Origin of the sequence: Pseudomonas sp. S9 (assembly GCF_000222125.1) — a bacterium.
GTDB lineage: Bacteria > Pseudomonadota > Gammaproteobacteria > Pseudomonadales > Pseudomonadaceae > Aquipseudomonas > Aquipseudomonas segetis.
This window is the reverse complement of sequence record NZ_AFFX01000004.1, coordinates 128,986-155,903: the sequence shown is the minus strand read 5'-3', so window position 1 is coordinate 155,903 and position 26,918 is coordinate 128,986. Positions and strand designations below refer to the sequence as shown.

General features: G+C 57.3%; 32 protein-coding genes and 1 pseudogene. 14 read left to right on the top strand and 19 right to left on the bottom strand.

Annotation, left to right across the window (positions count from 1 at the left end; all coding sequences use genetic code 11):
- The first annotated feature begins 2 nt into the window (after positions 1-2).
- On the top strand, positions 3-1,265 hold the full coding sequence (locus tag PSES9_RS0109740; RefSeq protein ID WP_010486435.1) for a uracil-xanthine permease family protein: 1,263 nt from the start codon (positions 3-5) through the stop codon (positions 1,263-1,265).
- 97 nt (positions 1,266-1,362) lie between these two features.
- On the opposite strand, the gene PSES9_RS0109735 is transcribed toward PSES9_RS0109740, so the two are convergent.
- From PSES9_RS0109735 to PSES9_RS0109720, 4 genes are all read right to left on the bottom strand, one after another.
- Positions 1,363-1,614 (bottom strand): hypothetical protein, encoded by a 252-nt coding sequence (locus PSES9_RS0109735; protein ID WP_010486434.1) that lies wholly within the window; start codon positions 1,612-1,614, stop codon positions 1,363-1,365.
- Positions 1,615-1,715: 101 nt separating this feature from the next.
- A complete protein-coding gene (locus tag PSES9_RS0109730) occupies positions 1,716-2,933 on the bottom strand; it encodes an RNA polymerase sigma factor (protein WP_010486433.1) in 1,218 nt (405 codons plus the stop codon).
- Between the two features lie 41 nt (positions 2,934-2,974).
- Positions 2,975-3,736 carry an ABC transporter permease gene (locus PSES9_RS0109725; protein ID WP_010486432.1) on the bottom strand — a complete coding sequence of 254 codons (762 nt, stop codon included), beginning with the start codon at positions 3,734-3,736 and terminating at the stop codon, positions 2,975-2,977.
- Positions 3,733-4,662: an ABC transporter ATP-binding protein gene (locus tag PSES9_RS0109720; RefSeq protein WP_010486431.1), complete on the bottom strand. Its 930-nt coding sequence runs from the start codon at positions 4,660-4,662 to the stop codon at positions 3,733-3,735. Before PSES9_RS0109720 ends, PSES9_RS0109725 begins: the two co-directional genes overlap by 4 nt.
- A gap of 492 nt (positions 4,663-5,154) precedes the next feature.
- Between PSES9_RS0109720 and PSES9_RS0109715 the strand changes: the two genes are divergently transcribed.
- Together PSES9_RS0109715 and PSES9_RS0109710 are read left to right on the top strand one after the other, a co-directional pair.
- A complete protein-coding gene (locus tag PSES9_RS0109715; RefSeq protein WP_010486429.1) occupies positions 5,155-5,469 on the top strand; it encodes an I78 family peptidase inhibitor in 315 nt (104 codons plus the stop codon).
- Positions 5,470-5,504: 35 nt separating this feature from the next.
- On the top strand, positions 5,505-6,422 hold the full coding sequence (locus PSES9_RS0109710; protein WP_010486427.1) for a LysR family transcriptional regulator: 918 nt from the start codon (positions 5,505-5,507) through the stop codon (positions 6,420-6,422).
- A 50-nt stretch (positions 6,423-6,472) separates the two neighbouring features.
- On the opposite strand, the gene madM is transcribed toward PSES9_RS0109710, so the two are convergent.
- From madM to mdcA, 9 genes and pseudogenes are all read right to left on the bottom strand, one after another.
- Positions 6,473-7,237 carry a malonate transporter subunit MadM gene (gene madM, locus PSES9_RS0109705; RefSeq protein ID WP_010486425.1) on the bottom strand — a complete coding sequence of 255 codons (765 nt, stop codon included), beginning with the start codon at positions 7,235-7,237 and terminating at the stop codon, positions 6,473-6,475.
- A 5-nt stretch (positions 7,238-7,242) separates the two neighbouring features.
- Positions 7,243-7,653 (bottom strand): malonate transporter subunit MadL, encoded by a 411-nt coding sequence (madL, locus tag PSES9_RS0109700; RefSeq protein WP_010486423.1) that lies wholly within the window; start codon positions 7,651-7,653, stop codon positions 7,243-7,245.
- Positions 7,654-7,725: 72 nt separating this feature from the next.
- Complete coding sequence (gene mdcH, locus PSES9_RS0109695; RefSeq protein ID WP_010486421.1) at positions 7,726-8,661, bottom strand: malonate decarboxylase subunit epsilon; 936 nt, start codon at positions 8,659-8,661, stop codon at positions 7,726-7,728.
- Positions 8,658-9,311 carry a malonate decarboxylase holo-ACP synthase gene (locus tag PSES9_RS0109690; RefSeq protein ID WP_010486420.1) on the bottom strand — a complete coding sequence of 218 codons (654 nt, stop codon included), beginning with the start codon at positions 9,309-9,311 and terminating at the stop codon, positions 8,658-8,660. Before PSES9_RS0109690 ends, mdcH begins: the two co-directional genes overlap by 4 nt.
- A gap of 30 nt (positions 9,312-9,341) precedes the next feature.
- A complete protein-coding gene (gene mdcE, locus PSES9_RS0109685; RefSeq protein WP_010486419.1) occupies positions 9,342-10,148 on the bottom strand; it encodes a biotin-independent malonate decarboxylase subunit gamma in 807 nt (268 codons plus the stop codon).
- A complete protein-coding gene (locus tag PSES9_RS0109680) occupies positions 10,145-11,011 on the bottom strand; it encodes a biotin-independent malonate decarboxylase subunit beta (RefSeq protein WP_010486418.1) in 867 nt (288 codons plus the stop codon). The genes mdcE and PSES9_RS0109680 overlap by 4 nt, the downstream gene beginning before the upstream one ends.
- Entirely contained in the window at positions 11,004-11,303 is a 300-nt protein-coding gene (locus tag PSES9_RS0109675; RefSeq protein WP_010486417.1) for a malonate decarboxylase subunit delta, read from the bottom strand. Before PSES9_RS0109675 ends, PSES9_RS0109680 begins: the two co-directional genes overlap by 8 nt.
- A 2-nt stretch (positions 11,304-11,305) precedes the next feature.
- Positions 11,306-12,184, bottom strand: coding sequence for a triphosphoribosyl-dephospho-CoA synthase (locus tag PSES9_RS0109670; RefSeq protein ID WP_010486416.1), 879 nt, complete (start codon positions 12,182-12,184; stop codon positions 11,306-11,308).
- Positions 12,184-13,857, bottom strand: a pseudogene (gene mdcA / locus PSES9_RS23295) (malonate decarboxylase subunit alpha). Before mdcA ends, PSES9_RS0109670 begins: the two are co-directional and overlap by 1 nt.
- A gap of 189 nt (positions 13,858-14,046) precedes the next feature.
- Here mdcA and PSES9_RS0109660 point away from each other — a divergent pair.
- Entirely contained in the window at positions 14,047-15,585 is a 1,539-nt protein-coding gene (locus PSES9_RS0109660; protein WP_010486415.1) for a sigma-54-dependent transcriptional regulator, read from the top strand.
- Here the strand turns inward: PSES9_RS0109660 and PSES9_RS0109655 are convergent.
- The 5 genes from PSES9_RS0109655 to PSES9_RS0109635 form a co-directional block, all read right to left on the bottom strand.
- Positions 15,582-16,352 (bottom strand): crotonase/enoyl-CoA hydratase family protein, encoded by a 771-nt coding sequence (locus PSES9_RS0109655; protein ID WP_010486414.1) that lies wholly within the window; start codon positions 16,350-16,352, stop codon positions 15,582-15,584. The genes PSES9_RS0109660 and PSES9_RS0109655 overlap by 4 nt on opposite strands.
- A 100-nt stretch (positions 16,353-16,452) precedes the next feature.
- Positions 16,453-17,364: an SDR family oxidoreductase gene (locus PSES9_RS0109650; protein ID WP_010486413.1), complete on the bottom strand. Its 912-nt coding sequence runs from the start codon at positions 17,362-17,364 to the stop codon at positions 16,453-16,455.
- Between the two features lie 159 nt (positions 17,365-17,523).
- Positions 17,524-18,417 carry an alpha/beta fold hydrolase gene (locus PSES9_RS0109645; RefSeq protein ID WP_010486412.1) on the bottom strand — a complete coding sequence of 298 codons (894 nt, stop codon included), beginning with the start codon at positions 18,415-18,417 and terminating at the stop codon, positions 17,524-17,526.
- A complete protein-coding gene (locus PSES9_RS0109640) occupies positions 18,417-19,199 on the bottom strand; it encodes a class II aldolase/adducin family protein (RefSeq protein ID WP_010486411.1) in 783 nt (260 codons plus the stop codon). Before PSES9_RS0109640 ends, PSES9_RS0109645 begins: the two co-directional genes overlap by 1 nt.
- Positions 19,200-19,347: 148 nt before the next feature.
- The gene (locus PSES9_RS0109635; RefSeq protein ID WP_010486410.1) at positions 19,348-19,800 is read right to left on the bottom strand and encodes a flavodoxin; all 453 of its coding nucleotides are present in this window, start codon (positions 19,798-19,800) and stop codon (positions 19,348-19,350) included.
- 142 nt (positions 19,801-19,942) lie between these two features.
- Here PSES9_RS0109635 and PSES9_RS0109630 point away from each other — a divergent pair, with 142 nt between their 5' ends.
- The 4 genes from PSES9_RS0109630 to PSES9_RS24885 all read left to right on the top strand — a co-directional run bounded on the left by PSES9_RS0109630 (position 19,943) and on the right by PSES9_RS24885 (position 21,477).
- Complete coding sequence (locus PSES9_RS0109630; protein ID WP_010486409.1) at positions 19,943-20,401, top strand: PAS domain-containing protein; 459 nt, start codon at positions 19,943-19,945, stop codon at positions 20,399-20,401.
- A 44-nt stretch (positions 20,402-20,445) separates the two neighbouring features.
- The gene (locus tag PSES9_RS0109625; RefSeq protein ID WP_010486408.1) at positions 20,446-20,802 is read left to right on the top strand and encodes a hypothetical protein; all 357 of its coding nucleotides are present in this window, start codon (positions 20,446-20,448) and stop codon (positions 20,800-20,802) included.
- A 66-nt stretch (positions 20,803-20,868) separates the two neighbouring features.
- Complete coding sequence (locus PSES9_RS0109620; RefSeq protein ID WP_010486406.1) at positions 20,869-21,234, top strand: hypothetical protein; 366 nt, start codon at positions 20,869-20,871, stop codon at positions 21,232-21,234.
- Between the two features lie 63 nt (positions 21,235-21,297).
- Positions 21,298-21,477, top strand: a complete 180-nt coding sequence (locus PSES9_RS24885; protein ID WP_138943072.1) for a hypothetical protein — start codon at positions 21,298-21,300, stop codon at positions 21,475-21,477.
- A gap of 18 nt (positions 21,478-21,495) precedes the next feature.
- On the opposite strand, the gene PSES9_RS0109610 is transcribed toward PSES9_RS24885, so the two are convergent.
- Positions 21,496-22,449 carry a MerR family transcriptional regulator gene (locus PSES9_RS0109610; protein ID WP_010486404.1) on the bottom strand — a complete coding sequence of 318 codons (954 nt, stop codon included), beginning with the start codon at positions 22,447-22,449 and terminating at the stop codon, positions 21,496-21,498.
- A 333-nt stretch (positions 22,450-22,782) separates the two neighbouring features.
- Between PSES9_RS0109610 and PSES9_RS0109605 the strand changes: the two genes are divergently transcribed.
- The 6 genes from PSES9_RS0109605 (at position 22,783) to PSES9_RS0109580 (ending at position 26,915) form a co-directional block, all read left to right on the top strand.
- Positions 22,783-23,352: an antibiotic biosynthesis monooxygenase gene (locus tag PSES9_RS0109605; RefSeq protein WP_010486402.1), complete on the top strand. Its 570-nt coding sequence runs from the start codon at positions 22,783-22,785 to the stop codon at positions 23,350-23,352.
- Between the two features lie 251 nt (positions 23,353-23,603).
- Complete coding sequence (locus PSES9_RS0109600) at positions 23,604-24,689, top strand: alpha/beta fold hydrolase (protein WP_010486400.1); 1,086 nt, start codon at positions 23,604-23,606, stop codon at positions 24,687-24,689.
- A 190-nt stretch (positions 24,690-24,879) separates the two neighbouring features.
- Positions 24,880-25,590, top strand: a complete 711-nt coding sequence (gene folM, locus PSES9_RS0109595) for a dihydromonapterin reductase (protein WP_010486398.1) — start codon at positions 24,880-24,882, stop codon at positions 25,588-25,590.
- A gap of 22 nt (positions 25,591-25,612) precedes the next feature.
- Positions 25,613-26,173, top strand: coding sequence for a GTP cyclohydrolase I FolE (gene folE, locus PSES9_RS0109590; protein ID WP_010486397.1), 561 nt, complete (start codon positions 25,613-25,615; stop codon positions 26,171-26,173).
- A gap of 2 nt (positions 26,174-26,175) precedes the next feature.
- The gene (gene folX, locus PSES9_RS0109585; protein WP_010486395.1) at positions 26,176-26,547 is read left to right on the top strand and encodes a dihydroneopterin triphosphate 2'-epimerase; all 372 of its coding nucleotides are present in this window, start codon (positions 26,176-26,178) and stop codon (positions 26,545-26,547) included.
- A gap of 71 nt (positions 26,548-26,618) precedes the next feature.
- The gene (locus PSES9_RS0109580) at positions 26,619-26,915 is read left to right on the top strand and encodes a DUF1244 domain-containing protein (protein WP_010486394.1); all 297 of its coding nucleotides are present in this window, start codon (positions 26,619-26,621) and stop codon (positions 26,913-26,915) included.
- Positions 26,916-26,918: the final 3 nt, after the last annotated feature.

The following is a 26,918-nucleotide window of genomic DNA, read 5'->3' as shown; positions in this document are numbered from 1 at the left end:
GCATGCAAGACCAGATGCAAGACGCCACGTGGCGTCAGGCGTTGGCCGGTTCACAAATGCTATTCGTGGCATTCGGCGCGCTGGTGCTGATGCCACTGATCACCGGCATGGACCCCAATGTCGCGCTGTTTACAGCAGGTCTTGGCACACTGATTTTCCAGCTGGTCACCAAGAACCAGGTCCCGGTATTTCTCGCCTCGTCTTTCGCCTTCATTGCCCCCATCCTGGCGGCTAAAGCTGACTTTGGCCTACCCGCCACGCTCGGCGGCCTGGTTGCTGCGGGCCTGGTCTACATGCTTCTGGCCGGGGCGGTCAGAATCAAGGGCACCGGTTTTATCGACCGTTTACTGCCACCGGTGGTCATTGGCCCGGTCATCATGTCCATTGGCCTGGGCCTGGCGCCCGTCGCCGCCAATATGGCCATGGGTAAAGCCGGTGATGGCAGTGCCCAATTGGTGCCTTATGACACGGCCCTGATGATCTCGCTTCCGGCGCTGATTACGACCCTGATAGTCGCGGTGGTCGGCAAGGGCATCTTCAAGCTTATTCCCATCCTGCTTGGCGTGGCGGTCGGTTATAGCCTGGCCTGGGTGCTTGGCGTAATCGAGTTCGCCCCGATTGCCGCAGCGCCCTGGCTGGCAGTGCCCAACTTTGTGGCCCCCGAGCTGAACTGGAGCGCAATACTCTTCATGCTACCGGTGGCCATAGCCCCAGCCATCGAGCACATAGGCGATGTGCTGGCAATTGGCACTGTCACGGGCAAGAACTACCTGAAGAAGCCAGGCCTGCATCGCACCTTGCTCGGTGATGGCCTGGCAACATCGGCCGCCGGCCTGCTCGGCGGCCCGCCTAATACAACCTATTCGGAAGTCACTGGCGCGGTAATGCTGACCAAGAACTTCAACCCCAAGGTAATGGTCTGGGCAGCACTCATTGCCATGATCCTGGCATTCATTGGTAAGTTCGGTGCCGTCCTGCAAAGCATCCCTGTGCCCGTGATGGGCGGGATTCTATGCCTGCTGTTCGGCTCCATCGCGGTGGTCGGGCTAAATACCCTGATCCGCCATCAGGTGGATCTCTCCGAGGCGCGTAACCTGGTTGTGGTTGCTGTCACCCTGGTGTTCGGTATTGGCGGCATGGTCATTGGTGCTGGCGATGTCAGCCTCAAGGGCATCTCGCTCTGCGGTATAGTCGCGATCTTGCTTAACCTGGTGCTGCCGGGTGGCGATGGCTGGCACAACAAGCGCCTCAGCGACGATCGCTGATAGCTCGCGACTCAAGGCCCGAGTCACCGGCTAAAAAGCGCGCCCAACAGACAGTTCATTGATCTGTTGGGCGCGCGGCCGCAGCGGTTTTTGATGTCTAGCGCTGGCTGTTCAAGCGGCGCACTTCACGCTGGACCATGCTCGCGTATTCAGGCGGCGTGAGTTGCGCAACCTGCTCACGCACCCACTCGTCCCACTTGCCCTTGCGCTTGCTCTTCTCACCAAACAGGCGCGCGGCATCGACCTTCGAGCGCTGCAGGTTTTGTTGCCACAACTCGAACAAACGCGCTTTCTCAGCCTCTCCAGCATTACGCTCTTCAGCGGATTTGTTCGCCAGATTAAAACTCATTGAGCACTCCTGTCGCAGAAAAAGGGGCGGATTCTACGCACTTTTCGCTTCACATTCAGGTTTATTCAGCCAACAAAACCCAGGATCAATTCCGGGCTGGCTTAGTCTTGCAACTCACTTAGGCGTCGCTCGATCATCAGGCGATCGGGGCTTGAACCAGCCATCTCCAGGGCGTTGCGATAGGCGTTTCGTGCTGCCGCTCGATCGCCCAGACGCCTTAAGCAATCGGCCCTGGCCATCTGCGCCAGGTGATAGCGTCCAAGCTCACCACGTACAAGCAACGCCTCGATCAGGGCAAGCCCTGCGCCTGGCCCGTCACACATGGATACCGCCACCGCCCGGTTAAGCTCAACCACCGGCGAGGGCTGCACGCGCAACAACACATCATAAAGGCCCACAATCTGCTGCCAGTCGGTATCTGCCGCCGTCGCAGCCTCTGCATGCACCGCAGCAATCGCAGCTTGCAGGTTGTAGCCGTCGTACCCGCCTTGTTGCAGCGCTTGCAGGACCAGCGCCTGGCCTTCGGCAATAAAGGCTGGCGACCATAGACTGCGGTCCTGTTCTTCGAGCAACACCGCCTGCCCGTCCAGTGAAACCCGTGCCGGGCGGCGCGACTCGTGCAATAACATCAATGCCAGCAAGCCTTTTACTGGAGGCTCTGGCAAAAGCTCGTGCAGTAATCGCCCCAGCCGAATGGCTTCTGTCGACAGCTGGCTACGGATGACCGACTCGCCCGAGCTGGCAAAATAGCCTTCGTTGAATACCAGATAGATCACCCGCAATACCGCAGCCAGGCGCTGCGGCAATTCACTGTGCCCAGGGACTTCGTAGGGAATACGGGCATCACGGATTTTCGCTTTGGCACGCACGATTCGCTGGGCGATATTACTGGCGGTGGTGAGATAGGCCCTGGCGATATCCTCGGTTGTCAGGTCGCAGACTTCACGCAAGGTCAGGGCAACCTGGGCGTCATCTGCCAGCGCCGGGTGGCAGCAGGTAAAGATCAGGCGCAGGCGATCGTCTTCAACACTGTCAAAATCCTGCACGACTGGCCCATCACCAGCCACTTGATCATGGCTAACCAACCACTCAAAACGGGCATTGCGGCGCAAACCGTCAATGGCCTTGAAGCGCCCGGCAGACACCAGCCAGGCACGAGGGTTGGCTGGCACGCCCTGGCTTTGCCATTGTTCCAGCGCCGCACGGAACGCCTCGTGCAAGGCTTCCTCGGCAAGGTCGAAGTCACCCAGCAAGCGAATCAGGGTCGCCAGGACGCGCCGCGACTCGGTGCGATAAAGCGCTTCCAGTTGCTGGTTCAACGCCTGAGGCGTACTCAACTGCACCTCCCTTGAGCAGCGCTCTAATTTTTCAGCCGATATCCACTCTTGAATATCCAGGCCACAGCACCAATGCACAGCGCCAGAAAGCCCAGGATCATGGCCAGGCTAATGCCGACGCTGACATCGGAAACGCCGTAAAAACTCCAACGAAATGCACTGATCAAGTAAACCACCGGGTTAAACAGAGTGACCGTCTGCCAGACCGGCGGCAGCATGCTGATCGAGTAAAAGCTGCCACCAAGGAAGGTCAGGGGCGTAACGATCAGCGCGGGGACGATTTGCAGCTTTTCCCAGCCATCGGCCCAGACCCCGATAATGAAGCCGAACAGGCTGAAGGTCACGGCGGTAAGAATCAGAAATGCCACCATCCAGAACGGGTGAAGAATCTCGAAATCCACGAACAGGCGCGCAGTCAACAGGATAATCAAACCCAGGATAATGGATTTGGTCGCCGCGGCGCCCACATAGCCAATAAGGATCTCAAGGTAGGAAACCGGTGCGGAAAGTATCTCGTAGATGGTGCCTGAATACTTAGGCATATAGATGCCGAACGAGGCGTTGGAGATGCTTTCGGTCAACAGCGCCAGCATGATCAGGCCTGGAATGATAAAAGCCCCGTAACTGACGCCATGCACCTGGGTCATGCTCGAGCCAATCGCCGACCCAAACACCACGAAATATAGGGAAGTGGTGATTACCGGCGTGGCGATACTTTGCAACAAGGTGCGCCAGGTGCGCGCAAGCTCAAACAGGTAAATGGCGCGAATCGCGTAGAAATTCATGCGCGGCTCCTCACCAGGTTCACGAAAATATCCTCCAGCGAGCTCTGGCTCGATTGCAGGTCCTTGAAGTCGATCCCCTGCTGCGCCAGGTCCTTGAGCAGTTCGGCGATGCCGGTGTGCTCACGCTGCACATCAAAGGTAAATACCAACGCGTGGCCGGAGTCGGCCAACTCCAGTGGATAGTTATTGGCCAGCGCCTCTGGAATATGGGTCAAGGGCTGTTGCAGGTGCAGGGTCAGCTGTTTCTTGCCAAGCTTGTGCATCAGCGCAGCCTTGTCCTCGACCAGAATGATTTCGCCCTTGCTGATCACGCCAATGCGATCGGCCATTTCCTCGGCTTCTTCAATGTAGTGAGTGGTCAGGATGATAGTTACGCCGCGCTCGCGCAGGCCCCGCACCATATTCCACATGTCACGGCGCAGTTCGACGTCGACACCCGCAGTTGGTTCGTCGAGAAACAGGATCTGCGGTTCGTGGGACAAGGCTTTGGCGATCATCACGCGGCGCTTCATGCCGCCGGACAACTCAAAGATGCGCGCGTCTTTTTTGTCCCAGAGCGATAAATCGCGAAGCAGTTGCTCGATATAAGCCGGGTTGGCCGGCTTACCAAACAAGCCGCGGGTGAACTTGACGGTGGCCAGCACGCTTTCAAAGCCTTCGTTGAACAACTCCTGGGGCACCAGGCCAATCCTGGCTCGCGCCGCGCGGTAGTCCGAAATAATGTCGTGACCGTCAACCAGGACCTTGCCGGTGCCCGGATTGACAATGCCGCAGATGATGCTGATCAGGGTTGTCTTGCCGGCACCATTAGGTCCGAGCAGCGCAAAAATCTCGCCTTTATGAATGTCCAGATTGATGGTTTGCAGCGCCGTATGGCCCGAGGCATAAACCTTGCTCAACTGCTGTATCGAGATAACCGGTTGCACACAACCACCTTGTCTGAGGGGCAATTAGGGAACCTCTGAAAAACGGCTGCGCTCGATATCAGGCTGTTAAACGTTGCTCAGCCTTCAGGTTGAACGAACTTTAGTTGGGCAGCCCTTGGCTGTTACTCCCGTGAGTCGTTGCGCCCTGTACTATCGTCGCCCACTACCTTTTTCAGCGTTTTCTAGCCGCATGTTAGATTGCCACAGTCTACCTAACTGGATGTTCGACCTCAAAACAGCCAGCGGGTTTATTGTAGGCCGTCGATATGGGCGAAGAGCTGCAACATCAGGCACGACACACAACTTGCTGGCCGGCCCTTCGGACTTTGCAAGCGACTGCCGGCACATACCGGTCTATCCCGGGCTTGGTCGTAATCACCGAGATGGTTATGCTGGGCGACGACCGACAGCCTTGGATCGTCGCTTTGCGCTTGCCAAGCACGTCAATTTTGCACAGGCTGTGCCGCTACCACACGATCAGAGGATATCTTCATGCAACTTAAACATCTCGCTGGCCTGGCCCTAATCGTATCGCTGAGCGCCTGCAGCTCGGTGGATAACAGCAGCTCCAGCGCCGAGACGGCGACCACTGATCGTTTCAAGGACAAGTGCAATGCCGATGTCGTTCAGGACATGCTCGGTAAACGTGTCACCCCGGAACTGCGCAAGCAGATCAAAGAAAAATCCGGCGCCAAAAGCGTTCGTGTACTTGGCCCAGCCGACCCAATGACCATGGATTACAAGTCATCTCGCCTGAACATCGACACCGATGAAGCAGATGTGATTGACCGCATCACCTGCGGCTGATATTGCAGGCCATCGACCCCTCCAGGCACTGACGCATGCAGATTGACGACGAGTTCACACTGAAGAAACTTGAGACATTTCTGGCATTCATGCGCAGTGGCAACCTCAGTCGTGCAGCTGCCGAGCTTGAGACCAGCAACGTAAGCGTACATCGCGCGATTCATTCACTTGAGAGTGCGCTGCGTTGCCCGCTGTTCAAGCACGAAGGACGCAACCTCATCCCGCTGGAGAGCGCCTACCTGCTCGAGGATCGCGCCCAGAAGCTGATCCAGGATGTGCTCGATACCATACGGCTGACCCGGGAAGCGGCAGGCTTCTCGGCTGAACGCTTCAAGCTCGGCTCGCTGTATTCGCTGACGGTGAAGACGGTTCCGCAATTGATCATGGGCCTGAAGCTGCGGCGCAGCGAGCTGAATATCGACCTGATTCTAGGTTCCAATGTCGACTTGATGTTCAAGCTCAAGAACCTCGAAGTCGATGCAATCCTGGTGGCGCTGAACGAACATATTAATGATCAGGACTGCGAGCAATTACCGTTGTTCTCTGATGATATTTTTCTTGCGGTGCCAACGGACTCGCCCTTCGCCGAGCAAACCGAAGTGGATCTGGCAGCGCTCAGGGAATCCACCTTTATTACCCTGACCCATGGCTTTGCCACCCACCAGGACGGTGCGCAGGTGTTTCGTCATGCGGGGTTTGAACCTAAGGTCGCGATGCAGGTGAACGATATATTCACCCTGCTGAGCATGGTCAGCTCAGGCGTTGGCTATGCCCTGCTTCCGGGCCGGATTGCTACTGTGTATGAAAACCGCGTCAAGCTGATTTCCCTGCAGGCCAAATACCGCATGCAACAACACATTGGCGTGGTGTTCCTCAAGGCCAAGGAGCGCGATCCCAATCTGTTGGCGCTGCTGGCAGAGTGCCGGATGTACAGCATCAACAATCCAGCCTGAGTATACTAATGCCCAGGCTGGATAAGACGCACTTCAAGGTTCGATCAGTTTCAGCCCATCAGGCCACGCATGATCAGGAACAGCAGTGACGGGCCAAGCAGGCAGCCCAGGGCCGTGTAGAACGCCGCCGCCAGACAACCGTATGGCACCAGCTTCGGATAAGTCGCCGCCAAGCCTCCAGCCACGCCGCTCGAAGTCCCGATCAAACCACCAAAGATCACGGCACTGCGTGGATTGTTCAGGCCGATGTAGGGCGCCACAAACGGGGTTGCGATCATGACCAGGATCGCCTTGACCAGACCGGCGCCAATGGACAACGCCATGACCTCGGAGCTTGCCCCAATTGCCGCGCCGGTTACTGGTCCGACGATATAGGTCACGGCGCCTGTACCAATGGTGGTCAGACTCACCGAATCGGTATAGCCAAACGCCATGGCCACACCGACACCGGCGACAAATGAAGAGGCAATGCCGACGAACAGCGCCAATACGCCCACCATTCCGGCACGTTTCAATTCATCAACATTGACCCCGTAGCCAGTCGCGACAATGGCAAAGTCCCGCAGCATCGCGCCGCCCAAAATACCGATCCCGGATAACAGCGGTATATCGACCAGGCCTTTGCTGCCTCCCGTGTAGGCACCGCCGATATAAGCAAAGAGCAACCCAAAGAGAATGGCAATGGCCGAGCCATGCAAGCGCCCATGGGTCAGTTTGTCGGAGAGCCAGTAAGACAGCCACATGGTGATGCCGATAATGGCGAAGCCTGCGACCAGGCTGTAGGCGCTGAATACTTTTAGAATACTGTCGTACATGGCTATCACCGTGGCAGTTTAGGCAAGGGGGATACTTCTGAATCATCCTGTTGTTCTGGTTTTTTTTGACCCATCCGATCCAGAACCGGAACAAGGACAAACGCCAGAACCACAGCCGCCACACCCGCAAGAATCGCCATTGGCCCGCCACTAAGCGCACCATAAACGTTTTGCTGGGCAGCCATTGCCACCACGATAGGAATATAGACGGCGCTCCAGAACTCGATGCCCTGCTCTGACTTGAGGTTCAGGTAACCGCGCTTTTGTAGATAGCCGCCAAGAAAAATCAACATCATCATGGCGATACCGACACCGCCGACGTTGGCCGGAACACCAATCAACTTCCCCAGCAGCTCACCGACGGTGATGCCGACCAGGGTGCAGAACGCAAGAAACGCGACACCATAAATAATCATTATTTTTATCCTCATGAACCCGTGCGAAGTTGTTGTTTTTGTCTTCGTAACGATCAAGCGGTACAGCTCAGTTCAAAAGTCGCGGCTCGCCTCCTGACGCAACATGGCGTCCAATGTATCCAGACGAGCCCCTTCGAACGCGATGGCCTGACCCGGTTCGAATAGCCGCCGGGCCAAGCCTGTAAGTACGTTTCCCGGAGGCAATTCGAGGTGCAACCTGACACCACGCTCATAAGCCGTGCGCAGCGTGCTATGCCAGTCGACAACGCGGCACATGTTGTTTGCCAGGTCATCACGTAGTTGGTCGGGTTTGCTCAGCAGGCGCGCATTACTACTGCTCAGGTAGCGAGTCGTAGGCGGCTCGACCTTAACCCCGGCAAATGCATTGCCCAGCTCTGTTGCTGGCGCCTCAAGCAATGGGCAGTGCGAAGGTACACTGACTGCCAGTTGTTTTGCACACCCGGCGCCGGCCTTTCTCGCCAGCGCGGCGACTTGTTGCATGGCGCTGTGACTGCCCGCGATGACCTGCTGCGCCTGGGCGTTGATATTGGCCAGGTACACCGGCTGCTCAGGGCTGTTTACCTGCGCCAGTAACTCTTCAACAGTGCCAAGTTCCAGGCCCAGGATTGCGGTCATGCCAAAGCCTTGCGGATAAGCCTGCTGCATCAGCTCGCCGCGCAAGCTGACCAAGCGCAGGGCATCGGCGAAACTGACGGAGCCTGCGATCACCGCAGCAGCGTAGGCGCCAATCGACAAGCCCGAGACAAAATCAGGACGATGGCCCCGGCGCATCAAGATACGAGCGCCTGCAACCCCGCTAATCAGCAAGCACAGCTGCACCGCACGGGTACTGGCGAGCGCAGCGGCGCTGTCCAGTGCCAAGGCATCCTGCCCCAGGACCGCACTGGCTTGCTCCAGGCACTCGCGCCCCTCAGACGAGTCCACCAGCGCATGCAACATCCCCGGCTGCTGCGCGCCTTGACCGGGGAAAGCCCACAGGCTGCTCATGGGGCTACATGCTCCACAGCCCAGGGATCATCCACCAGTAGCGGCTCCACCTGGGTTTTAAGCAACACCTGGGATCTACTCGTTGCCCACTCAGCTAGCGCAACGGCACCCGCCGGACACTGCAACTGCACATCGACCCTTGCCGGCGCTTGGGCAATCAACTTCAGCCAGGCCTTTGCTTGTTCGCGGGATATCGGCTGGGGGGTTCGCAGCAGTAAATCAAGATCGCTGGCAGGATGAATCACCTCGATACCGCTGGCCAGCTGGAATCCAAGACTGCCGGTCACACCCCAGCGCAAGCCGCTCTGGTCAAGTGGTTCCGCCAACAGTGCGAGTGCCTTGAACAAAGGCCAATCGCGATGCGCTTGAGCAAGCCCAGGTTCAATCAACTGTTCCGGCTGCACACTGTGGCTGACCGCCGAGCGCGGCATCCAGCAGGCAAACCTTTGATCACGGGCTTTGCCGCGCACGCCCACGGCGATAGGGCCAGCGGTGCCTTGTGCCCGCCTGACAACAACCGGCGGCTCGACCTGCAATGCCTCAACCACCCAGGCAGGTGCATTCAGCGGCAGATGCTCAGGGGCGAACCCCCAGAGCAGATCATGCGCCTGATAGTGCTGTTGCCTGGTTTGATCGAGGCGATCGTTCACCGGTTAGACTCCTGTTGCCCTAGGGAAAACTCACCACTGCGCCCGGAGCAGTTCACGCACCCGGGACGATGCCTCGCGATTACTGGCACCGAGTCGGCTGCTCAGGTCGAGGGGGCCATTGGCGATATCCTTTAACGCATTACCCAGGCAGCCCTGCACCTTGGCCACGTCATCGGCCTGCGGCTGAGCGGCATTACTCACACTCAGGGTTTCCCAAAGCAGGCCAAGGCTGGCGTAGTTTTCGATGTCATAAGCCATTGGCGCAACGGTCGCAGCCAATGCCTCCAACTCATCAACACTGCGCAAGGTCACTCGTGCGGCAGATTCCTTGCCCATGGCATGCACCATCACATTGGGGTCGCGCAGGGCAATCAACCGATTGGCTTGATAACCGTGGGCCAGAAACGCCCCGGACATGGCCTTGCCAACCAGCAAGGCAACCACCGCATGACCTGCCAGCCGCGCACGGGCATAACTGTCGACCGCACCGGCCAACGCCTGGTGAATACCCAGCGCCTCTTCACGGCGGCCGTATGCCTGGCTCGGCACATCGACGATGGCAATCAGCGCGCGTTTATCTTTACGCTCGCGATCCAGCTCTATTACCTGGTCAATCGCCTGGGCCAGCCCCCAGCCCTCAAGCAACCCGACCTCGCCATTGCGCGCACGCACAAATGGGTTGTGGCTGTCGGCAACCACGGCCAGATAGCGCACGGGCTGGCCATCGAGACTGCCGTCAGCAACCAGCAGGGAGTCCGGCAAGCCTGCAACGGCAACTGCGTCGCCAGCCAACAGCTGGAACCAATGACGGCCGCGCTGTTCGGTAGCTGTATTCATGGCTGCTCTCCTTGATAAAGACTGCGGACCTGGGCTGCATCGAGTTGCGACGTGGCATCAAGCGCTGTCAGGCGCTCGAGAAACCAGGCATGTCGGCGGCTGCGCTCAAGTACCGGCACGCCCTGCTTGAACAAGGCTCTGACCTGCTCGCGGATAACCTCGAGATCATCGACCACATAGGCATCGACCAAGCCGCTGGCATTGCGCTGCTCACCGCCGGTCAGGCTCCAGATAAAAGGTCGATCCCTTGAATCGTATTCATCAATACCGGCTTCCTGCTCAATGACCTGTGGCCCGTTGAGACCGAGTCGGGCTTCCTGTGTCACCAGCAGATAACTGCAAAGACCCGCTGCGATAGACATGCCACCGAAGCAGCCAACCGGGCCGGCAATCAGGCCAATGACCGGTTGATATTGGCGCAGGTCGACAATCGCCGACTGGATTTCCGCGATGGCCGCCAGCCCAAGATTGGCCTCTTGCAAGCGAACCCCACCGGTCTCCAGCAACAGTAAGGCGCGAGTAGGAATACCCTTGCGGTTATCTTCAGCGGCAAGTTCCAGCGCACCGGCAATTTTGGCCCCGCCCACTTCGCCCAGGCTGCCGCCCTGAAAAGCGCCCTCGATTGCCGCAACCACTGCAGGCTCACCATCGATGGTGCCTTTGGCGACAATCACACCATCATCAGCCTGCACCACGATGCCTTGCCTGGGCAGCCAGGGCGAGGTCACCCTGGCGAATGGATCTATCAGTTCGCGAAAGCTGCCGGCGTCGAGCAATGCGCGTGCACGCTGGCGTGCGCCGAGCTCGATAAAACTGCGCTGCTGCAGCAAGCGCGCAATGTTGTCTGTATTTGCATCAGTCATCAGCCAGGGCCTCCATTGCTTGTTCCAAACGCAAACGCACCACACCCGGCGTCGCGCCAAAGTCATGGATCGAAATGTTCAGCGCAGGCATCTGCTGCTCACTGAACATGCGCTGAAACAGCTGCTGCCAACGGGCATCGCTGCCATTGACCGAAGTCACGACCTCAATCGCCAAGGTGCCGCTGGTACCGGGTTCAAGCATCACCTCAAGATCACCCGAGCCGACGCATCCGACCAGCGCGCGGCCTTGGGCGGGCTGCCCGGCACTGAATTGAAAAGACAGGGTTTGCATAATCAGACGCTCCCTATTGGCGCGTGCAAGGCAGGCGCAAGGCGGTCGAGGAATAAAGTCGCGGCGAGTAAATCAGCTGCCCCGCCGGGTGAGGCACGCAGCCTCAACATGTCGTTATCGAGATCGCGCAGCAATCGGCGCCCTTCGAGGCTGGCACAACCACCCGCCTCGATAACCGCTCGTGCCCCGCCCTGCATGCAATCGAGCCCGCTCAGGCCAGCGCGATACAGCACACAGGTATCAGTCAGTTGGCTCATGATCGCCAGCAGCGCATCGAGCCTTGCATTCTGCTCACCCGCCCGCTCCGAACGGCTGCGCAGCAGTTGCGGCAACCCATGCTGGATGATTGCCGGGAAACCCAGCTGGGCCTGCTCGCGCGCGCCGGGCAAGCCAAAGGTCCGGCAAACTTGCTGGCCATGGCTTTCAGTCGTGACGGGTATGGCCCGGTCGTCAAGAATGGCAATTCGCGCGGCGCGCAAGGTGACTTGGCCGGCATCCAGCGCTTGATCATCCAGCGCTGCGGCTGCACACAGCAAACCCAGCGCCCAGATGGCGCCCCGGTGCGTGTTGACGCCGCCAGTAACGCGCAGCATTTCAACCTCGCCTTCACGACCGATGCGTCCCAGCGTCTCTCGCAATGCCTGATTGACTTCGCCGTGCTCGCACGCCGCCTCGGCCATTTCCTTGAAGGCCGACCACAGCGACAACGCCGAAGAATGCATCAGGCCCAGGTGCAGGTCGTCGTGGGCGCCATTGCCCCGGCGATCAACCAGTCCTGGCTTGGGCGACAGATCGGCTTCATCAATCAGCACTTCAACCGCCAGGTCGGCCAGGCACTCCGCCAGGCTCAGTTGCGTATGTTTAACCTGTAAGGCTGTCATCACCAGCTCCTGAACTTGGCGGGCGGGTTGTACAGGCCGCCCGACCACTCAACCAGCTCGGCGATGCTCTTGGCCGCGAGCAACTCACGGCTGGCGTCCGCGCGACGAATGCCCAGGTCTTCGGGCAAGGCAATCAAGCCTTCCTTGCGCATGCGCAGGGTATCTTTGGGGTCGTGGCGCAACCCGATACTGGTCACGCCGGCCACTGCGGCGATCATTGCCTGGCGCTCCTCAAGCGAGCGCGCCTTGTACAGGTAGGCAATGCCTTCCTCGGTCAGCAGGTGGGTCACGTCGTCGCCATAGATCATGATCGGCGCCAGCGGCATGCCACTTTTACGCGCCACCTCAACTGCATCGAGGGTGTCGACAAAGGTGGGCTTACCGCCTTCCTGGAAGGTTTCGACCATCTGCACTACCAGCTTTTTACCGCGCTCAAGCAGGGTCACCGGAGCGCCGGTATCGGAACACATATCCAGCCATGCAGGTGTCGCGTGGCGGCGTCCACGCGGGTCGTGCCCCATATTTGGCGCGCCGCCAAAACCTGCCAGGCGCCCACGCGTTACAGTGGATGAGTGGCCATCGCCATCGACTTGCAAGGTGGCGCCAATAAACAGATCGACTGCGTATTGGCCGGCCAACTGGCACATCATCCGATTTGAACGCATCGAACCGTCACTGCCGGTGAAGAACACATCGGGCCGCATGGCGATGTAGTTTTCCATGCCCAACTCGGTGCCGAAGCAGTGCACGCTTTCAACCCAACCCGTCTCAATCGCCGGGATCAGGGTCGGGTGGGGGTTAAGTGTCCAGTTGCGGCAGGTCTTGCCCTTGAGCCCAAGCTTTTCCCCGTAGGTTGGCAAGATAAGTTCGATGGCTGCAGTGTTGAAGCCAATGCCATGGTTAAGCGACTGCACATTGTGTTTTTCATAGATGCCGCGAATGGCCATCATCGCCATCAACACATGCACCGGCTTGATGTGGCGTGGGTCACGGGGAAACAACGGCTCGATTTAGAAGGGTTTGTCAGCCACCACGACAAAGTCGACCCATGAGCCCGGGATATCAACACGCGGCAACTCGCTCGCATCATCGACCAGCTCATTGACCTGAACGATAACAATGCCATCGCTGAATGCGGTCGGCTCAACCAGTGCGGGGGTGTCTTCGGTACTTGGCCCGGTGTAGATATTACCTTCCCGATCCGCCTTGAATCCGGCCACCAGGGCAACGTTGGGGATCAGGTCAACCAACAATCGCGAGTAGAGTTCGATGTAGGTGTGAATCGCCCCTACTTCGAGCAGACCGTCCTCGAGCAACTGGCTGATGCGCAGGCTTTGTGGCCCTGCAAAGGAGAAATCCAGCTTGCGCGCAATACCGCGCTCGAACAGGTCAAGGTGCTCAGCGCGGCTCACACTCGGCATGATCATATGCAAGTCATGCAGGCGCTCAGGGCTTGCTTTTGCCAGTGAACGGGAAAGGAAATCGGCCTGTTTCTGGTTATTGCCTTCAAGCACCACGCGATCACCCGGGGCAATCAATGCTTCAAGCGCCGCTACGATTTTATCGCTGGGCAAAACCACACCGTCGGCAAGGGCGCGGACTGTCTCGAGGCGCCGTTGTTTCTCGGCTCGACGACGTGACCACTGCGGCGGTGGGGATATTATTGTTGTCATGCTAACTCCAGGTGTGCGCTGTCGTGATGCCACATTAGGAGCCAGTGCCAATGGCCATCAATCAACCACTGGATGCAAACGTTACGATAATCGTAACGTTTGTTTTGTCGTCACACAGTCAGCAGCAACAGTTAACCTCTGCGCGCAGACCGGGCATACTTGGCCATTCACCCTTGGCCAGTAGACAGCATGCGTATCCACGTCACCTTCATCGACCGTGTAGGCATCACCCAGGAAGTGCTTGCGCTGCTGGGCGGGCGCAACCTGAACCTGGATGCGGTCGAGATGGTGCCGCCAAACGTCTATATCGACGCGCCCACGCTCAGCTCCGAAGTGCTGGATGAATTGCGCGAGGCCTTGTTCAAGGTTCAGGGGGTGCAGGCCGTTACCATCGTCGATATTCTCCCTGGCCAACGCCGACGCCTGCAGCTCGATGCCTTGCTCGCGGCAATGACAGACCCGGTGCTTGCCGTTGATGCTCAAGGCCGGGTACTGCTGGCCAATCCCGCCTTGATTGCCCTGTGCGAACAGGAGCCGGAAGGCTTGGCCCTGGGCGATTTATTCGCCAACCCATCCTTGCAGCATGAACTGCTGGAACAGCATTTCCGCCTGCCACTTCGCGAAGTAACCCTTCACGGTCAGGCCTTGCTGCTTGATGCCATGCCGATTAGCGAAACCGCGGACGCGGGCCAGCTACAACTCGCGGGCGCCCTGCTGACCCTGTATGAACCCAGCCGAATTGGCGCTCGCCTTTCGGCGTTGCACCATGATCACGCTGAAGGCTTTGACTCACTGCTCGGCGATTCAGTACCGATTCGCACGCTCAAGGCGCGAGCGCAGCGGGTTGCGACCCTGGATGCCCCGCTGTTGATCCAGGGGGAAACAGGAACCGGCAAGGAGCTGGTGGCACGGGCCTGCCATACCAGCAGCACGCGTTGCGACGCTCCTTTCCTGGCACTTAATTGCGCGGCATTACCAGAGAACCTCGCCGAAAGTGAGCTATTTGGCTACGCCCCCGGCGCCTTTACCGGTGCCCAGCGCGGCGGCAAGCCCGGCTTGTTGGAGCTGGCCAACCATGGCACGGTATTTCTCGATGAAATCGCTGAAATGTCGCCCTACCTGCAAGCCAAGCTTTTGCGATTCCTCAATGACGGGACATTTCGCCGGGTAGGCGGTGAACGCGAGGTGAAGGTGGATGTTCGCATCCTGAGCGCCACCCACCGTGACCTGGAAAAAATGGTCAGCGAAGGCAGCTTCCGAGAAGACCTGTACTACCGCCTCAACGTACTCAATCTTGAGGTCCCGCCATTGCGCGCCCGTGGCCAGGATATCCTGCTACTGGCTCGCCATTTTATGCGCCAGGCTTGCGCACAGATCCAACGACCGCCCTGCCGCCTTGCGCCGGATACCTATCCGGCCCTGCTGAGCAATCGCTGGCCGGGCAACGTACGCCAATTGCAAAACGTCATTTTCCGGGCAGCAGCCATCAGTGAAAGCAACCTGGTACAGATCGACGACCTGGATATTGCAAGTACCGCGATCGCAGCCCACTCATCGAGTGATGAGGTCGAAAGCCTGGAGTCGGCGGTTGCTGGCTTTGAAAAAGCACTGCTCGAAAAGCTTTACGCCAGCCACCCCTCCAGCCGTCAGTTGGCAAGCAGGTTGCGCACCTCGCACAGCGCTATTGCAGTGCGGCTGCGCAAATATGGCATCCCCGGCAAGAACTAGGTCTTGCTGCCATGACGCCCAAGACCGCTTTTGAAGCGCTTGGCTCCAGCCTGGGTTTCACCGCTGTTAATCACAGCCATGCCGCGTTCAAACTCGTTAGCAAGGGCCTGAGTGAAACCCAGGTCCCATTGTTCATAGCTGCTTGCCCTATCACTGAGCATACAGCCTTGCGGTAAACCGGCGATTTCAAGCGCCAAGGCCTGCGCCGCCGCCAAAGCAGTGCCTGTTGGCACAACCCGATTGACCAAGCCCATTTGCAAGGCTTCGTCGGCCAGTACCGGACGACCAGTGAGAATTAAGTCCAGCGCTCGTCCCTGACCAATAATCCGTGGCAAACGCACAGTCCCGCCATCAATCAAAGGCACGCCAAAGCGTCGACAAAACACTCCAAGCACGGCACTTTGGGCGGCCACGCGCAAATCGGCCAGGAGCGCCAACTCCAGGCCGCCTGCAACCGCATGACCTTCAATGGCTGCAATCAAGGGTTTACTTAGCTGCATGCGGCTCGGCCCCATTGGCCCATCCCCGTCCCGCTCAAGTCGGTTGGCGCGCAATGCATCATCGGCAACGGCTGACAGGTCTGCGCCAGCACAAAAGCCATCACCGGCCCCGGTGAGTATCGCAACCCTGGCATTCTCATCGGCTTCAAATGCACGTAAGGCGTCCGCCAGCGCCTGTGCGGTAGGCCGATCAACAGCATTGCGTTCCTGCGCCCGATTGATGGTAAAGGTGGTAACAGGTCCGGCCTTGTCGATAAGGATGTTCATGGCTGCCTCGTTTCCAGCAATATGTCCGTTAGCATGCCGCACAATAAAGGCCAGCACATGGCTGGCCCCTACTTTAAATGGTCACAGGCAACAACTTGAATCAGATGGCAAATTTTTGCAGGTTGGCCATCATCTCTTTCAATGCCTCGACGTTATCGGCTGGGTGCGCTGCGTTTTCAAAGTCGCAGATCTGGGCCCAGTGCGCGGCAACATCTTCAGGGCTGAAACCGGCACGCGGATCAAAGCCCGCACCGAGGCTTCGCTCCCAGCGCACTTTGCCCATCCAGCCGCCACCCACTTCGAACAGGCCGGACGTTTCTTCGCAGCTGTTGCTGGCCAGGTAAACCACCAGCGGGCTGACCAGCTCTGGCTTGAGCTGCTCGAATACCTGCGGCGGTATCAGGCCTTCGGTCATACGTGTGCCGCCAGTCGGCGCAATCGCGTTAACCAGGATATTGTGCTTGCGCCCCTCGATCGCCAGGGTACGCGTCAGCCCGTACAAGCCCAGCTTGGCCATGCCGTAGTTTGACTGCCCAAAGTTGCCGTAGATGCCGGAAGTCGACGAAGTAAAGATCACCCGGCCATAGCCTTGCTCACGCATGTGCGGCCAGGCTGCGCGTGTGATTTTAAACGCACCTTCAACGTGTACTTGATAGACTTGGTCCCAGTCGACCTGCTCCATCTTGTGGAAGGTTTTATCACGCAGGATGCCAGCATTGTTGACCACTACATCAATACGTCCGAAGGCATCCAAGGCATGCTCGACGATTTTATCGCCATCGGTTACCGAGTCGTGGTTGGCCACAGCAGTGCCACCCGCAGCGCGGATTTCCTCGACAACCCTGTCGGCTGCCGAAGCATTGGCGCCTTCGCCGTGGGTGCTACCACCCAAATCGTTGACTACCACTTTGGCGCCATGCTTGGCGAACAGCAACGCATGGGCACGACCGAGGCCGCCACCGGCGCCGGTAACAATTACAACTTGGTCCTGGAAACGAATGGCTTCACTCATCGAAAGGCTCCTGGCAGTGTTAATGATTGGGCTGAGTGTCGACCAGGGCCACAATAGTCACAACTATGACGGGTGGCCCTGAATGGTGCCCGATAAGACAAGGAGATAAGCCATGGCGACCTTGATCAGGCTGATCAATCGGCCGCCACCCAAGCAAGGCTAATCCGCTGCTTGTGCCACTGCCTGGCGAAATTCCAGGTAATGTGCCAGCACTGCTTCGGGCGCTTCAGTTTGCGGGTAATGGCCAATGCCCTCGAGCACCACTGTGTCGGCCTGGGGAATCAGCACCCTGTAACGCTCAACCATGTGCAACCCGGAAATAGGATCAACAGCACCATCAATAAGTCGCATAGGCACCTGGGTTGCCTGCATCGCCGCCACCCAGCGGTCGCGTTGCTGGCGCCGCTCGGGCATGTAGCGAATCAATCGGTGCATGATTGCCGGGCCATTGTCATGACTGATCAATGTCCAGAAATCATCAAGCTCAGCGCTGCCGGGCAAGGTATCGGGCCCGAACACCTTGGCGAAACTTGCCTCGAGTTTTTTCCGATTGAACAGGCGGCCGATCAAGGGCCCAACAGGACTCAGCAACAGTTTTTGCACTAACACCGGGTGATGGGTTTCAGGAAACAGCCCGCCATTGAGAAACACACAACTCGCCAGCTTGATACGTCCTTCCTGATGGCGCGCCAGCAATTCCTGGGCAACGCTGTCACCATAGTCATGCGCCAGCAGATGCACGCCATCGGTAATCCTAAGCTGTGCCAATAACGCCTGATGCAAATCCGCCTGTTCAAGCAGGCTGTAGGCGTGACCGGCAGGCTTGGCCGAATAGCCAAAGCCGAGCATGTCACAGGCGATCAACCGATAATGCTCGGCCAGCGGCCGCCAGAGATAATGCCAATCCCAACTGGCGGTGGGAAAGCCGTGGATCAACAACAATGGCGGCGCATCCTCAGGCCCGGCGGTCCAGTAGCAAAGCTGATGTCCCTTGAACTCGAAGTGCTGGCATTGGGCGCGCCACTGATCCAGTGCGATGCCTGGCAGCGCCATCAGTTGGCGTAGCCTGGCATTTGCTGATCGAGTTTGCGCAACAGGGCTGGCCATGCCAGGGAGCCACCCATGCCTTGCGGACTCTTCATTACACCAGCGACCATGGCCTTGGCGCCATCGAGAATCTGCTGGGGAATATGTATCAACTCTGCGCCGCCGCTCTGGGCCATGACCTGGGCTTCGCATGCGCGCTGCAAGGTGAACATCATCAAAAAGGTGTCGGCAATGCTTGAGGAGGCGGTCAACAAGCCGTGGTTGGGCAGAATCATAAAGTTCTTGTCGCCCAGGTCAGCCTGCAAACGCGCCTTCTCGTCGTGGTTCAGTGCAACACCTTCATAACCGTGGTAAGCCAAGCTCGAAAGCACAAACAAGGACTGCTGCGACAAGGGCAGCAAGCCCTGTTTCTGTGCTGAAACGGCAATACCCGCCGGTGTGTGGATATGGACGACACAGGCGACGTCGTGACGAACCTCATGCACCGCGCTATGGATGGTGTAGCCCGCCGGATTGATCTCATACGGGCTGTCCATCAGCTTATTGCCGGCAAGGTCGATCTTGACCAGGCTGGAGGCCGTGATTTCGTGGAACATCAACCCGAATGGATTGATCAGGAACTCATCAACACCGGGGATCTTGGCCGAGATATGAGTAAAAATCAGGTCATCCCATCCGTGCAGCGCGATCAGCCGATAGCAAGCGGCCAGATCGACACGGGTTTGCCATTCAGCAGCAGACACCTGGTCTTTGAGACTTACAGGGGGCAGTTCTTGGGCAGCACTCATCCTCGACACCTCTACAGTTATTGTTATGACCTGTATTGAGTCTAGCGAGTGCCTGGCCCTTGCCTAGTTGCCCTGGCAGCCAGCTTAGTGGCCCAGCGAGTCAGGACGGTGGGTTAACAGCTGATATTCAGCCACTGAATAAGAGCGGTCAGGCCTTGAGCGCCGCAATAGAGCGGGCCACCCAGGGCTCGGCATCGGTTTCTGGGGTCACGCTTTCGCTGGAGTCAAGCCGCAGCATGTCCTGGACTTCACGAATACCCAGTTCGGCATATAACTCACGCACCAGTTCGCCCCCACCACAAAAGGTATCGCCATAACTGGAATCACCCAGCGCAATAACGCCACCCGGCAGCCCGCTCCAGGCAGGCAGATGATCTCGAATGGCGTAATACAGCGGCTGCAGGTTATCCGGCAGTTCGCCCATCCCGGTGGTTGAAGTCACCGCAAGAAAAGCCTCGGGGGCAAAAGCCTGGACATCGGACAAGCTAGCTCGCGGATCATAGAAGGTTTCGAACCCCGCAGCCTTCAATAGCCCCTGCACATGACGAGCGACTTCTTCAGCGGTGCCATAAACCGAGCCAGAAAAGATCGCGACTTTCATAAAACTGCTCCAAAAACTATCGAATTTGGGCGCTATTATAAAACTGCTCCAAAAACTATCGAATTTGGGCGTTATTATGCCGTAACTGGCCAGCCTCAACGGATGTTTTAGAATGCCTTAACCTAGACTTGGAATTCTTTGCATGATCAGCGCCAAACTGCTACAGCTGGTAATAGACGCCTCCCATGATGGCATTGTGGTTGCCGAGCAGGAAGGTGATGACAATATCCTGATCTACGCCAACGCGGCTTTTGAGAGGTTAACCGGCTACGCCAGGGAAGACATCCTGTATCAGGACTGTCGATTCCTCCAGGGCGGAGACCGCGACCAAGAGGGACTGCAGCTCATTCGCGACGCCCTCAAACAGGGTAAACCCTGCCGACAAGTCCTAAGAAATTTCCGAAAAGACGGCTCACCTTTCTGGAACGAGCTATCAATTACGCCGATTTATAACGAAAGTGATAACCTCGTCTACTTTATAGGCATCCAGAAAAATGTTACGGAGCAGGTTCAAGCACAGGAGCGTATCAAACAGTTGGAGGATGAAGTTGCACGACTCAAAGCCCAACTCGCAGCTACACCCCTGCCGCCTGAATGCTAGGTTGTTTTTCTCTGGTGATTAAATATCTGACGTAAGAGTTGCTCATGGACGAACCGGCACTACTCACGGATGAAGAAGTAGCATTTATTCAGCAGCTTTATAACCAGCCTGAGAGTGAGCAGCCCGAAACGTTGCCCGACCAAGTTGATCTCGTAGAATCAATAAACGACCTGATCAGTGGCTATAGCAACCTTGAAAACATCACCGTTGACGTACGAGTTGTTAACCAACAAGGCCATGTGCAATCAATTATTCCTGTCTACACTGAATTCGGGCAACTTGGCTGCGAACTTGGTACCCAGCCAAGCACAGCGCTGCACTCAAAAGCTCAGGAACGCGTCAAACAACTGGAAGCTGAAGTTGCACAGCTGAAAATCCGACTAACGGACGCTGTTACCTAATCCAGGCGTAAAACTAAACCTATTCTGAACTGTCATATCACAATAACGCTTGGCGTAGAGTTCGATATGCAAGACCCAGTGCTCCTGACAGACGATGAGCTGGAGTTTATCCAGCACCTATACAACAGACCTGCTGCCAAGCAGCCTGGGGCTTTGTCTGTTCAAATTGACCTAGAAGAATCGCTGAAAGACCTGCTAAGCAATTATGCAAACGTCGAAAAGCTGACGATTGACGCTCGTTTTGCCAACCAACGGATGATCTTTACCCCGTTCGTCTCCGAAGATGCCCAGCACAATCAGCATCTTGAGCTAGGCACCCCGCAGATATTCGACGAGTCCGGCACTGACAGGCGCGCGTGGCGGCTGCCTTTTGCCCCGCCAATCGAACTGCGCAACCTCAACGGCAGTGCAACGGGTTTGCTGGGACATTAACTGTCGCTCAACGGCCTGCTGATTGAGCAACCCGCCAACCGCAAGGCCCCGACCCAGTTCAGCTTGTTATTGCCGCTTGGCGAGCAAAAGCCCATTTCGGTCAAGGGCCAGTTCGTGCGCAGAGCGACCAAAAGGCATCTTGCCTATCAACTGGAGGCAATGGACAGCCTCAGTAGCGAACGCTTGCAGCAGTTTCTCTATCTGCAGCACCGCGCCCTGTATCCACAGGCGCATCCGGAATAGATCGCCAGGCTGCTTTGGCTAAGTATCCAAATGCCCGGCCAGAAACTGCCGCAGGCGACGGGACATCAAGCGCCCTTCATTGCCCAGGCACGCGATAGCTGAATCACTCAGCGCATCCTCGATCAAATCGGCACAGGCACCCGTCAGGCTGACCGGACAATTGACCGACAAGGCCAGGCGCTTGAGCGTCTGCGCCAACTGCTCGCTGGGCGGTTGGTTGGAAAACAGCCCCATCCCCGAGGGTTTGATGCGCTCGCACAGATACGCCAATTCATCCAGTGGCTGGCCAACACCCAGAACCCTCACCGACACACTGGAGTCGCTGAGCAACAAACCTGCCACCAATAGTTCAAGCTCACGACAATGGCCTGGCGGCGCTGCCAATAGCACACGCGACTCAGCTTGGCTGCGGGCCAGATGCAGGCGCTGCATGACCCGACCACGCAGGAAACTATCGTAGAACAGCCACTCACTGGCTTGGCTCACATCATCATGGCGGACAAGCAAGTCCTGCCAGAGCGGCATCAGGATTTCCTGGAAGACAACTGGCAACGGGTAACTGGAAAAAACCTGGCCGTACAGGCGATCAAGCTGGATGTCATCAAAGCCGCTTATGGCATTGCGTACCTGGTCTTGCCACTGCTGCCACTCTGATGAAGTAACCACCTCATAGACAGGTGCTTTAGCCGCCCTGACCGCGTCGCGCTTGGCGAGAATCTTGCCAACCTTGCTAACCGAAACGCCCCGTTCGATCCAGGCCAGGATGCTGCGTACCGACTCGACATCCTCCTGCGAATACAAGCGATGGCCACTCTCAGTGCGCGTCGGCTGTACAAGCCCGTAGCGCCGCTCCCACGCACGCAAGGTAATGGGGTTGACGCCCGTCAAACGTGAAACCTCACGAATTGGGATTAGCTCGTCCTGCTTAGGAGCATCGGAACCAGGGGGCATTGCAGCAACGGGATCTGGCATAGCAGGTGATTTCTGCAAGATGAAGTCACGGCATTGTAACCCAGCTGGCTGAATCGCATATTGGTTGAAAACCGCACAAACAGACGCATGCGACTTTAGTTCCGCTTGTGCTCGCCCCTCCCGCCCGCGACCTGAACATTCAGGCGAATACTGCACTGGAGCGGTGCATGTCCGCCACTTTCCAGCTTGCCGCAACAGCAACCAAGTCTGGACTGGCTTATTTGTGAAAAACCGGAATAATCCTTGCTTGTATTTAGCGCGGCTCAACACCCCGAGCCACCTACTGCCTGCATTCATACCCTGGATACAGGCCTGGTTTAATGGAGATACACAATGTCTGCACATCCCGTCACCCTGATGGTGGCGCGCCGCGTTGCCAGCGGACGCTATCACGACCTCATCGCCTGGCTGCATGAAGGAGAACACCTGGCCACCGACTTTCCAGGCTACCTGGGTTCGGGCGTGCTTGCTCCGCCCCCTGGCGACGATGAGTTCCAGATTATTTTCCGCTTCGCCGACGAGCAAACCCTGGCCTCATGGGAACATTCGGCTTCCCGCACCGCCTGGCTTGCACGCGGCACCGGCTTGTTTGCCCAGCCACAGGAGCAACGGGCAGTCGGTATTGACAGCTGGTTTGGTGCCACCAACCGTCAACCACCACGCTGGAAACAAAGCGTGGCGATCTGGTTGGCGTTCTTCCCGGTGTCCCTGTGTTTCAACCTTATATTCGGCCACTGGCTGAGCGACTTCTCACTGGTCAGCCGCGTGCTGCTCTCGACCTTGGCGCTCACACCACTGATGACCTATTTGTTTATCCCACTGTCTACTCGCCTGCTGGCGCCCTGGCTGCATGGCCGCAGACGCTCCACACTGCGCCCCCTTGAAGCCGCAAGCCCTCGATAAGCACACCGGAGGCCGTTTAGCTCAATACTTTGCGCGTTGAGCTAAACCTCGGCAGCCCTGACCTGCCTTGGTAGTTTTGGGTTACAAAATCCAGGAAAGCACGCCAAAAAGCTCCTATAGACTGTTCACAAGCCGCTGACTTTTAGCCTACGAACTTGTAGACAAGTGGCACTGCCAGCAACGCACAACCTTCTTCGTAGCTCTGCTTTACAGCCTGAGCTGAACCTTGCGCGCAAATGGACTGTTTCTATATGACCCGCTATTTTTCGAGCAATTTAATTGCCACGGCTGCTGCCTTTATCAGCCTGAGCCTGGCCTCTCTCCCCGCCAATGCTGCAACCACCAGCGAACCAGCCAAAACGAGCGCCTCGACAACGTCGCGACCGGCTTACGACATCGACCTGAGCAATTACCAATATCCGTATCCCGTCAGCTTCTTCGAGCTGAACAGCCAACAACACGCGGGAACAACCGAACCGCTGAAAATGGCTTATATGGACGTTGCGCCCACCTCAGGCAAAAGTAACGGCAAGACCGTCGTGCTCATGCACGGCAAAAACTTCAACAGTGCCTATTGGCGCGACACCATCAAGGCACTGACAAGCGCTGGATATCGCGTGATCGCCCCGGACCAGATCAGCTTTGGTAAATCGACCAAACCCATCGCCTACCAATACAGCTTCCAGCAACTGGCCAATAACACCAAGCAGTTGCTCGACTCCCTTGGAATCGAAAAAGCCAGCATTCTGGGGCATTCCATGGGCGGGATGCTCGCCACTCGCTTCAGCCTGATGTTCAGTGACTTCACGCAACAGCTGATCCTGGTCAACCCGATCGGCCTTGAAGACTGGAAAACCAAGGTTCCTTACGCCTCAATCGATGCTATCTACAAATCCACACTTGCCACCAACTATGAGCAGGTCAAGCAGTACCAGCTCACAAGCTACTACGATAACAAGTGGCAACCTGGCTATGACGAATGGGTCAACCTCCTGGCTGGAATCACCAAGGATAAAGACTACCCGCGCTTCGCCTGGAATGCGGCGTTGACCGCAGACATGATCTTCACCCAGCCGGTGGTCTACGAGTTCGGACAAGTGAGCATGCCGACCTTGCTGATCATTGGCACTCGTGATCGCTCAGCACTGGGCAAGGACCGTGTCAGCGGTGAAGTAAAAGCCTCACTGGGTCGCTACGACCTACTGGGCAAGCAAACAGCTGAAGCGATTCCCAACGCCAAGTTGGTTGAACTCGACAACGTCGGTCATATGCCGCATATCGAGACCTTCGATCGATTTATCGAGCCACTTGTAAGCTTTTTGGACGAATCAAAGTAAGTGACCACATGTTGGCCTGCCGCCCGGCAGGCCAACCACCTTTTGTCCCCGGCAAGGCGCCACCTCCATGCGGGCCAGGGGGCATATGCCCGCATGGTTGTACAACACCCACTGCTGGTATAGCTTTAGGCAGGGTTCGGCACACGCTCGCACCTGACTGAACAGCCTCCACCTTCAACCCGAGTAAAGCATGAGCCCCAACCCAGCCCCGATCCTGATCACCGGAGCCAGTCAACGCATTGGCCTGTACTGCGCCGAGCGCCTGCTGGAAGAGGGCCATGCGGTTATCGTCACCTATCGCACCGAACGCGAAAGCATTCAGCATCTACGTGAACGTGGAGCAAGAGCGATACAGGCCGAATTCAATTCAGAGGCCAGTATTCTCGAGTTTATCGAGACACTGAAAAAGCAAACCCAAAGCCTGCGGGCCATTATTCACAATGCCTCCAGCTGGCGGGCCGAACAACCGGGCCACGAAGCCGAAACCTTCCAGCAAATGAGCAACGTGCACATGTTGGCGCCCTACCTGATCAACCTGCACTGTGCCTCGTTGCTGGAGCTGTCGTCCTGCGCCGATATCATCCACATTACCGATGATGTGGCGCGCAAGGGCAGCGCCAAACATATAGCCTATTGCGCGAGCAAGGCAGGCTTGGAAAGCCTGAGCCTGTCCTTTGCCGCCAAATATGCACCGCGCATCAAGGTCAACAGCATTGCCCCCGCTCTGATCATGTTCAACCCGGATGACGACCAAGACTACCGCAACAAAGCCTTGAACAAATCAGCATTGGGCATTGAGCCCGGTCCAGCTGTGATCTACCAGTCCGTACGCTATCTGCTCGACTCGCCATACACCACGGGCACCACGCTTACCGTAAATGGCGGCCGCCACCTCAAGTGAGGCGGACCCCGAGGGTTTCAAAATGAACGACAAACTGTCCGAGCACTACCGTGAAATATTGATCGCAGTGGGCGAAAACCCCGAGCGAGAAGGTTTGCTGGACACGCCAAAGCGTGCGGCCAAAGCCATGCAATACCTGTGTCATGGTTACGATAAAAGCCTTGAGGAAGTGGTAAACGGTGCTCTTTTTGCCAGCGATAACGATGAAATGGTCATCGTCAAGGATATCGAGCTCTACTCCTTGTGCGAGCATCACTTGCTGCCCTTTATTGGCAAGGCGCATGTTGCCTATATCCCGACCGGCAAAGTGTTGGGCCTGTCGAAAATAGCCCGAATAGTCGATATGTACGCCCGCCGCCTGCAAATTCAGGAAAACCTGACGCGGCAAATTGCCGACTCGATCCAGGCAGTGACCCAGGCAGCGGGGGTTGCAGTGGTTATTGAGGCCCAGCACATGTGCATGATGATGCGCGGTGTCGAAAAGCAGAACTCGATCATGAATACATCGGTGATGCTGGGTGCTTTTCGTGAGTCGTACAACACCCGCCACGAATTTTTGCAACTGATCGGACGGAGTAAATAACCATGCCGCGACTGGAACCGGGAATGGCGCGCATCCGCGTCAAGGATCTACGCCTGCGCACCTTTATCGGGATCAAGGAGGAAGAGATTAACAACAAGCAGGATGTGTTGATCAACCTGACTATTCTGTACCCGGCAGTAGAAGCTGTGCGCGACAACGATATCGACCACGCATTGAACTACCGCACCATCACCAAGGCGATCATCCAGCACGTTGAAGACAACCGCTTCGCCCTGCTCGAGCGCCTGACCCAGGAAATTCTCGATTTGGTCATGCGCAACGAGGCCGTACGCTACGCTGAAGTAGAGGTCGACAAGCCACATGCCCTGCGCTTTGCCGAATCGGTATCCATCACCCTGGCCGGACATCGCTAGGCAGGATTGCCGCCCGCCTGCTGGCCTTTTATTATCGGCGCATTATTGCCCTGCCCACCCGGAGCATTGCCATGACTGACCAAGAACGTCTCGAACTCGAAGCTGCGGCTTTCCGTAGCCTGGTGCAACATCTGCGCAGCCGGCCTGATGTGCAGAACATCGACATGATGAACCTGGCCGGTTTCTGCCGGAACTGTTTGTCAAAATGGTTCAAGGCAGCCGCTGATGACAGTGGTGTAGCCATTACGCCAGACCAGGCACGCGAAGAAATCTACGGCATGCCGTACGCCGACTGGAAAGCCAAATACCAGAAAGAAGCCACAGCCGAACAATTGGCTGCGATGAACAATAAAACCAGCAAAGGATAAGTT

Coding starts and splice junctions, on each gene's coding strand:
- PSES9_RS0109605 (WP_010486402.1), top strand. CDS start 22,783: ATGTCTGCACATCCCGTCACCCTGATGGTGGCGCGCCGCGTTGCCAGC.
- PSES9_RS0109710 (WP_010486427.1), top strand. CDS start 5,505: ATGCAGATTGACGACGAGTTCACACTGAAGAAACTTGAGACATTTCTG.
- PSES9_RS0109660 (WP_010486415.1), top strand. CDS start 14,047: ATGCGTATCCACGTCACCTTCATCGACCGTGTAGGCATCACCCAGGAA.
- PSES9_RS0109645 (WP_010486412.1), bottom strand. CDS start 18,417: ATGGCGCTGCCAGGCATCGCACTGGATCAGTGGCGCGCCCAATGCCAG.
- PSES9_RS0109675 (WP_010486417.1), bottom strand. CDS start 11,303: ATGCAAACCCTGTCTTTTCAATTCAGTGCCGGGCAGCCCGCCCAAGGC.
- PSES9_RS0109610 (WP_010486404.1), bottom strand. CDS start 22,449: ATGCCAGATCCCGTTGCTGCAATGCCCCCTGGTTCCGATGCTCCTAAG.
- mdcE (WP_010486419.1), bottom strand. CDS start 10,148: ATGAATACAGCTACCGAACAGCGCGGCCGTCATTGGTTCCAGCTGTTG.
- PSES9_RS0109580 (WP_010486394.1), top strand. CDS start 26,619: ATGACTGACCAAGAACGTCTCGAACTCGAAGCTGCGGCTTTCCGTAGC.
- PSES9_RS0109620 (WP_010486406.1), top strand. CDS start 20,869: ATGCAAGACCCAGTGCTCCTGACAGACGATGAGCTGGAGTTTATCCAG.
- PSES9_RS0109680 (WP_010486418.1), bottom strand. CDS start 11,011: ATGACTGATGCAAATACAGACAACATTGCGCGCTTGCTGCAGCAGCGC.
- PSES9_RS0109640 (WP_010486411.1), bottom strand. CDS start 19,199: ATGAGTGCTGCCCAAGAACTGCCCCCTGTAAGTCTCAAAGACCAGGTG.
- mdcH (WP_010486421.1), bottom strand. CDS start 8,661: ATGAGCAGCCTGTGGGCTTTCCCCGGTCAAGGCGCGCAGCAGCCGGGG.
- madL (WP_010486423.1), bottom strand. CDS start 7,653: ATGATTATTTATGGTGTCGCGTTTCTTGCGTTCTGCACCCTGGTCGGC.
- PSES9_RS0109655 (WP_010486414.1), bottom strand. CDS start 16,352: ATGAACATCCTTATCGACAAGGCCGGACCTGTTACCACCTTTACCATC.
- PSES9_RS0109670 (WP_010486416.1), bottom strand. CDS start 12,184: ATGACAGCCTTACAGGTTAAACATACGCAACTGAGCCTGGCGGAGTGC.
- PSES9_RS0109715 (WP_010486429.1), top strand. CDS start 5,155: ATGCAACTTAAACATCTCGCTGGCCTGGCCCTAATCGTATCGCTGAGC.
- PSES9_RS0109635 (WP_010486410.1), bottom strand. CDS start 19,800: ATGAAAGTCGCGATCTTTTCTGGCTCGGTTTATGGCACCGCTGAAGAA.
- folE (WP_010486397.1), top strand. CDS start 25,613: ATGAACGACAAACTGTCCGAGCACTACCGTGAAATATTGATCGCAGTG.
- PSES9_RS0109650 (WP_010486413.1), bottom strand. CDS start 17,364: ATGAGTGAAGCCATTCGTTTCCAGGACCAAGTTGTAATTGTTACCGGC.
- PSES9_RS0109735 (WP_010486434.1), bottom strand. CDS start 1,614: ATGAGTTTTAATCTGGCGAACAAATCCGCTGAAGAGCGTAATGCTGGA.
- PSES9_RS0109600 (WP_010486400.1), top strand. CDS start 23,604: ATGACCCGCTATTTTTCGAGCAATTTAATTGCCACGGCTGCTGCCTTT.
- folX (WP_010486395.1), top strand. CDS start 26,176: ATGCCGCGACTGGAACCGGGAATGGCGCGCATCCGCGTCAAGGATCTA.
- folM (WP_010486398.1), top strand. CDS start 24,880: ATGAGCCCCAACCCAGCCCCGATCCTGATCACCGGAGCCAGTCAACGC.
- PSES9_RS0109725 (WP_010486432.1), bottom strand. CDS start 3,736: ATGAATTTCTACGCGATTCGCGCCATTTACCTGTTTGAGCTTGCGCGC.
- PSES9_RS0109740 (WP_010486435.1), top strand. CDS start 3: ATGCAAGACCAGATGCAAGACGCCACGTGGCGTCAGGCGTTGGCCGGT.
- madM (WP_010486425.1), bottom strand. CDS start 7,237: ATGTACGACAGTATTCTAAAAGTATTCAGCGCCTACAGCCTGGTCGCA.
- PSES9_RS0109630 (WP_010486409.1), top strand. CDS start 19,943: ATGATCAGCGCCAAACTGCTACAGCTGGTAATAGACGCCTCCCATGAT.
- PSES9_RS0109625 (WP_010486408.1), top strand. CDS start 20,446: ATGGACGAACCGGCACTACTCACGGATGAAGAAGTAGCATTTATTCAG.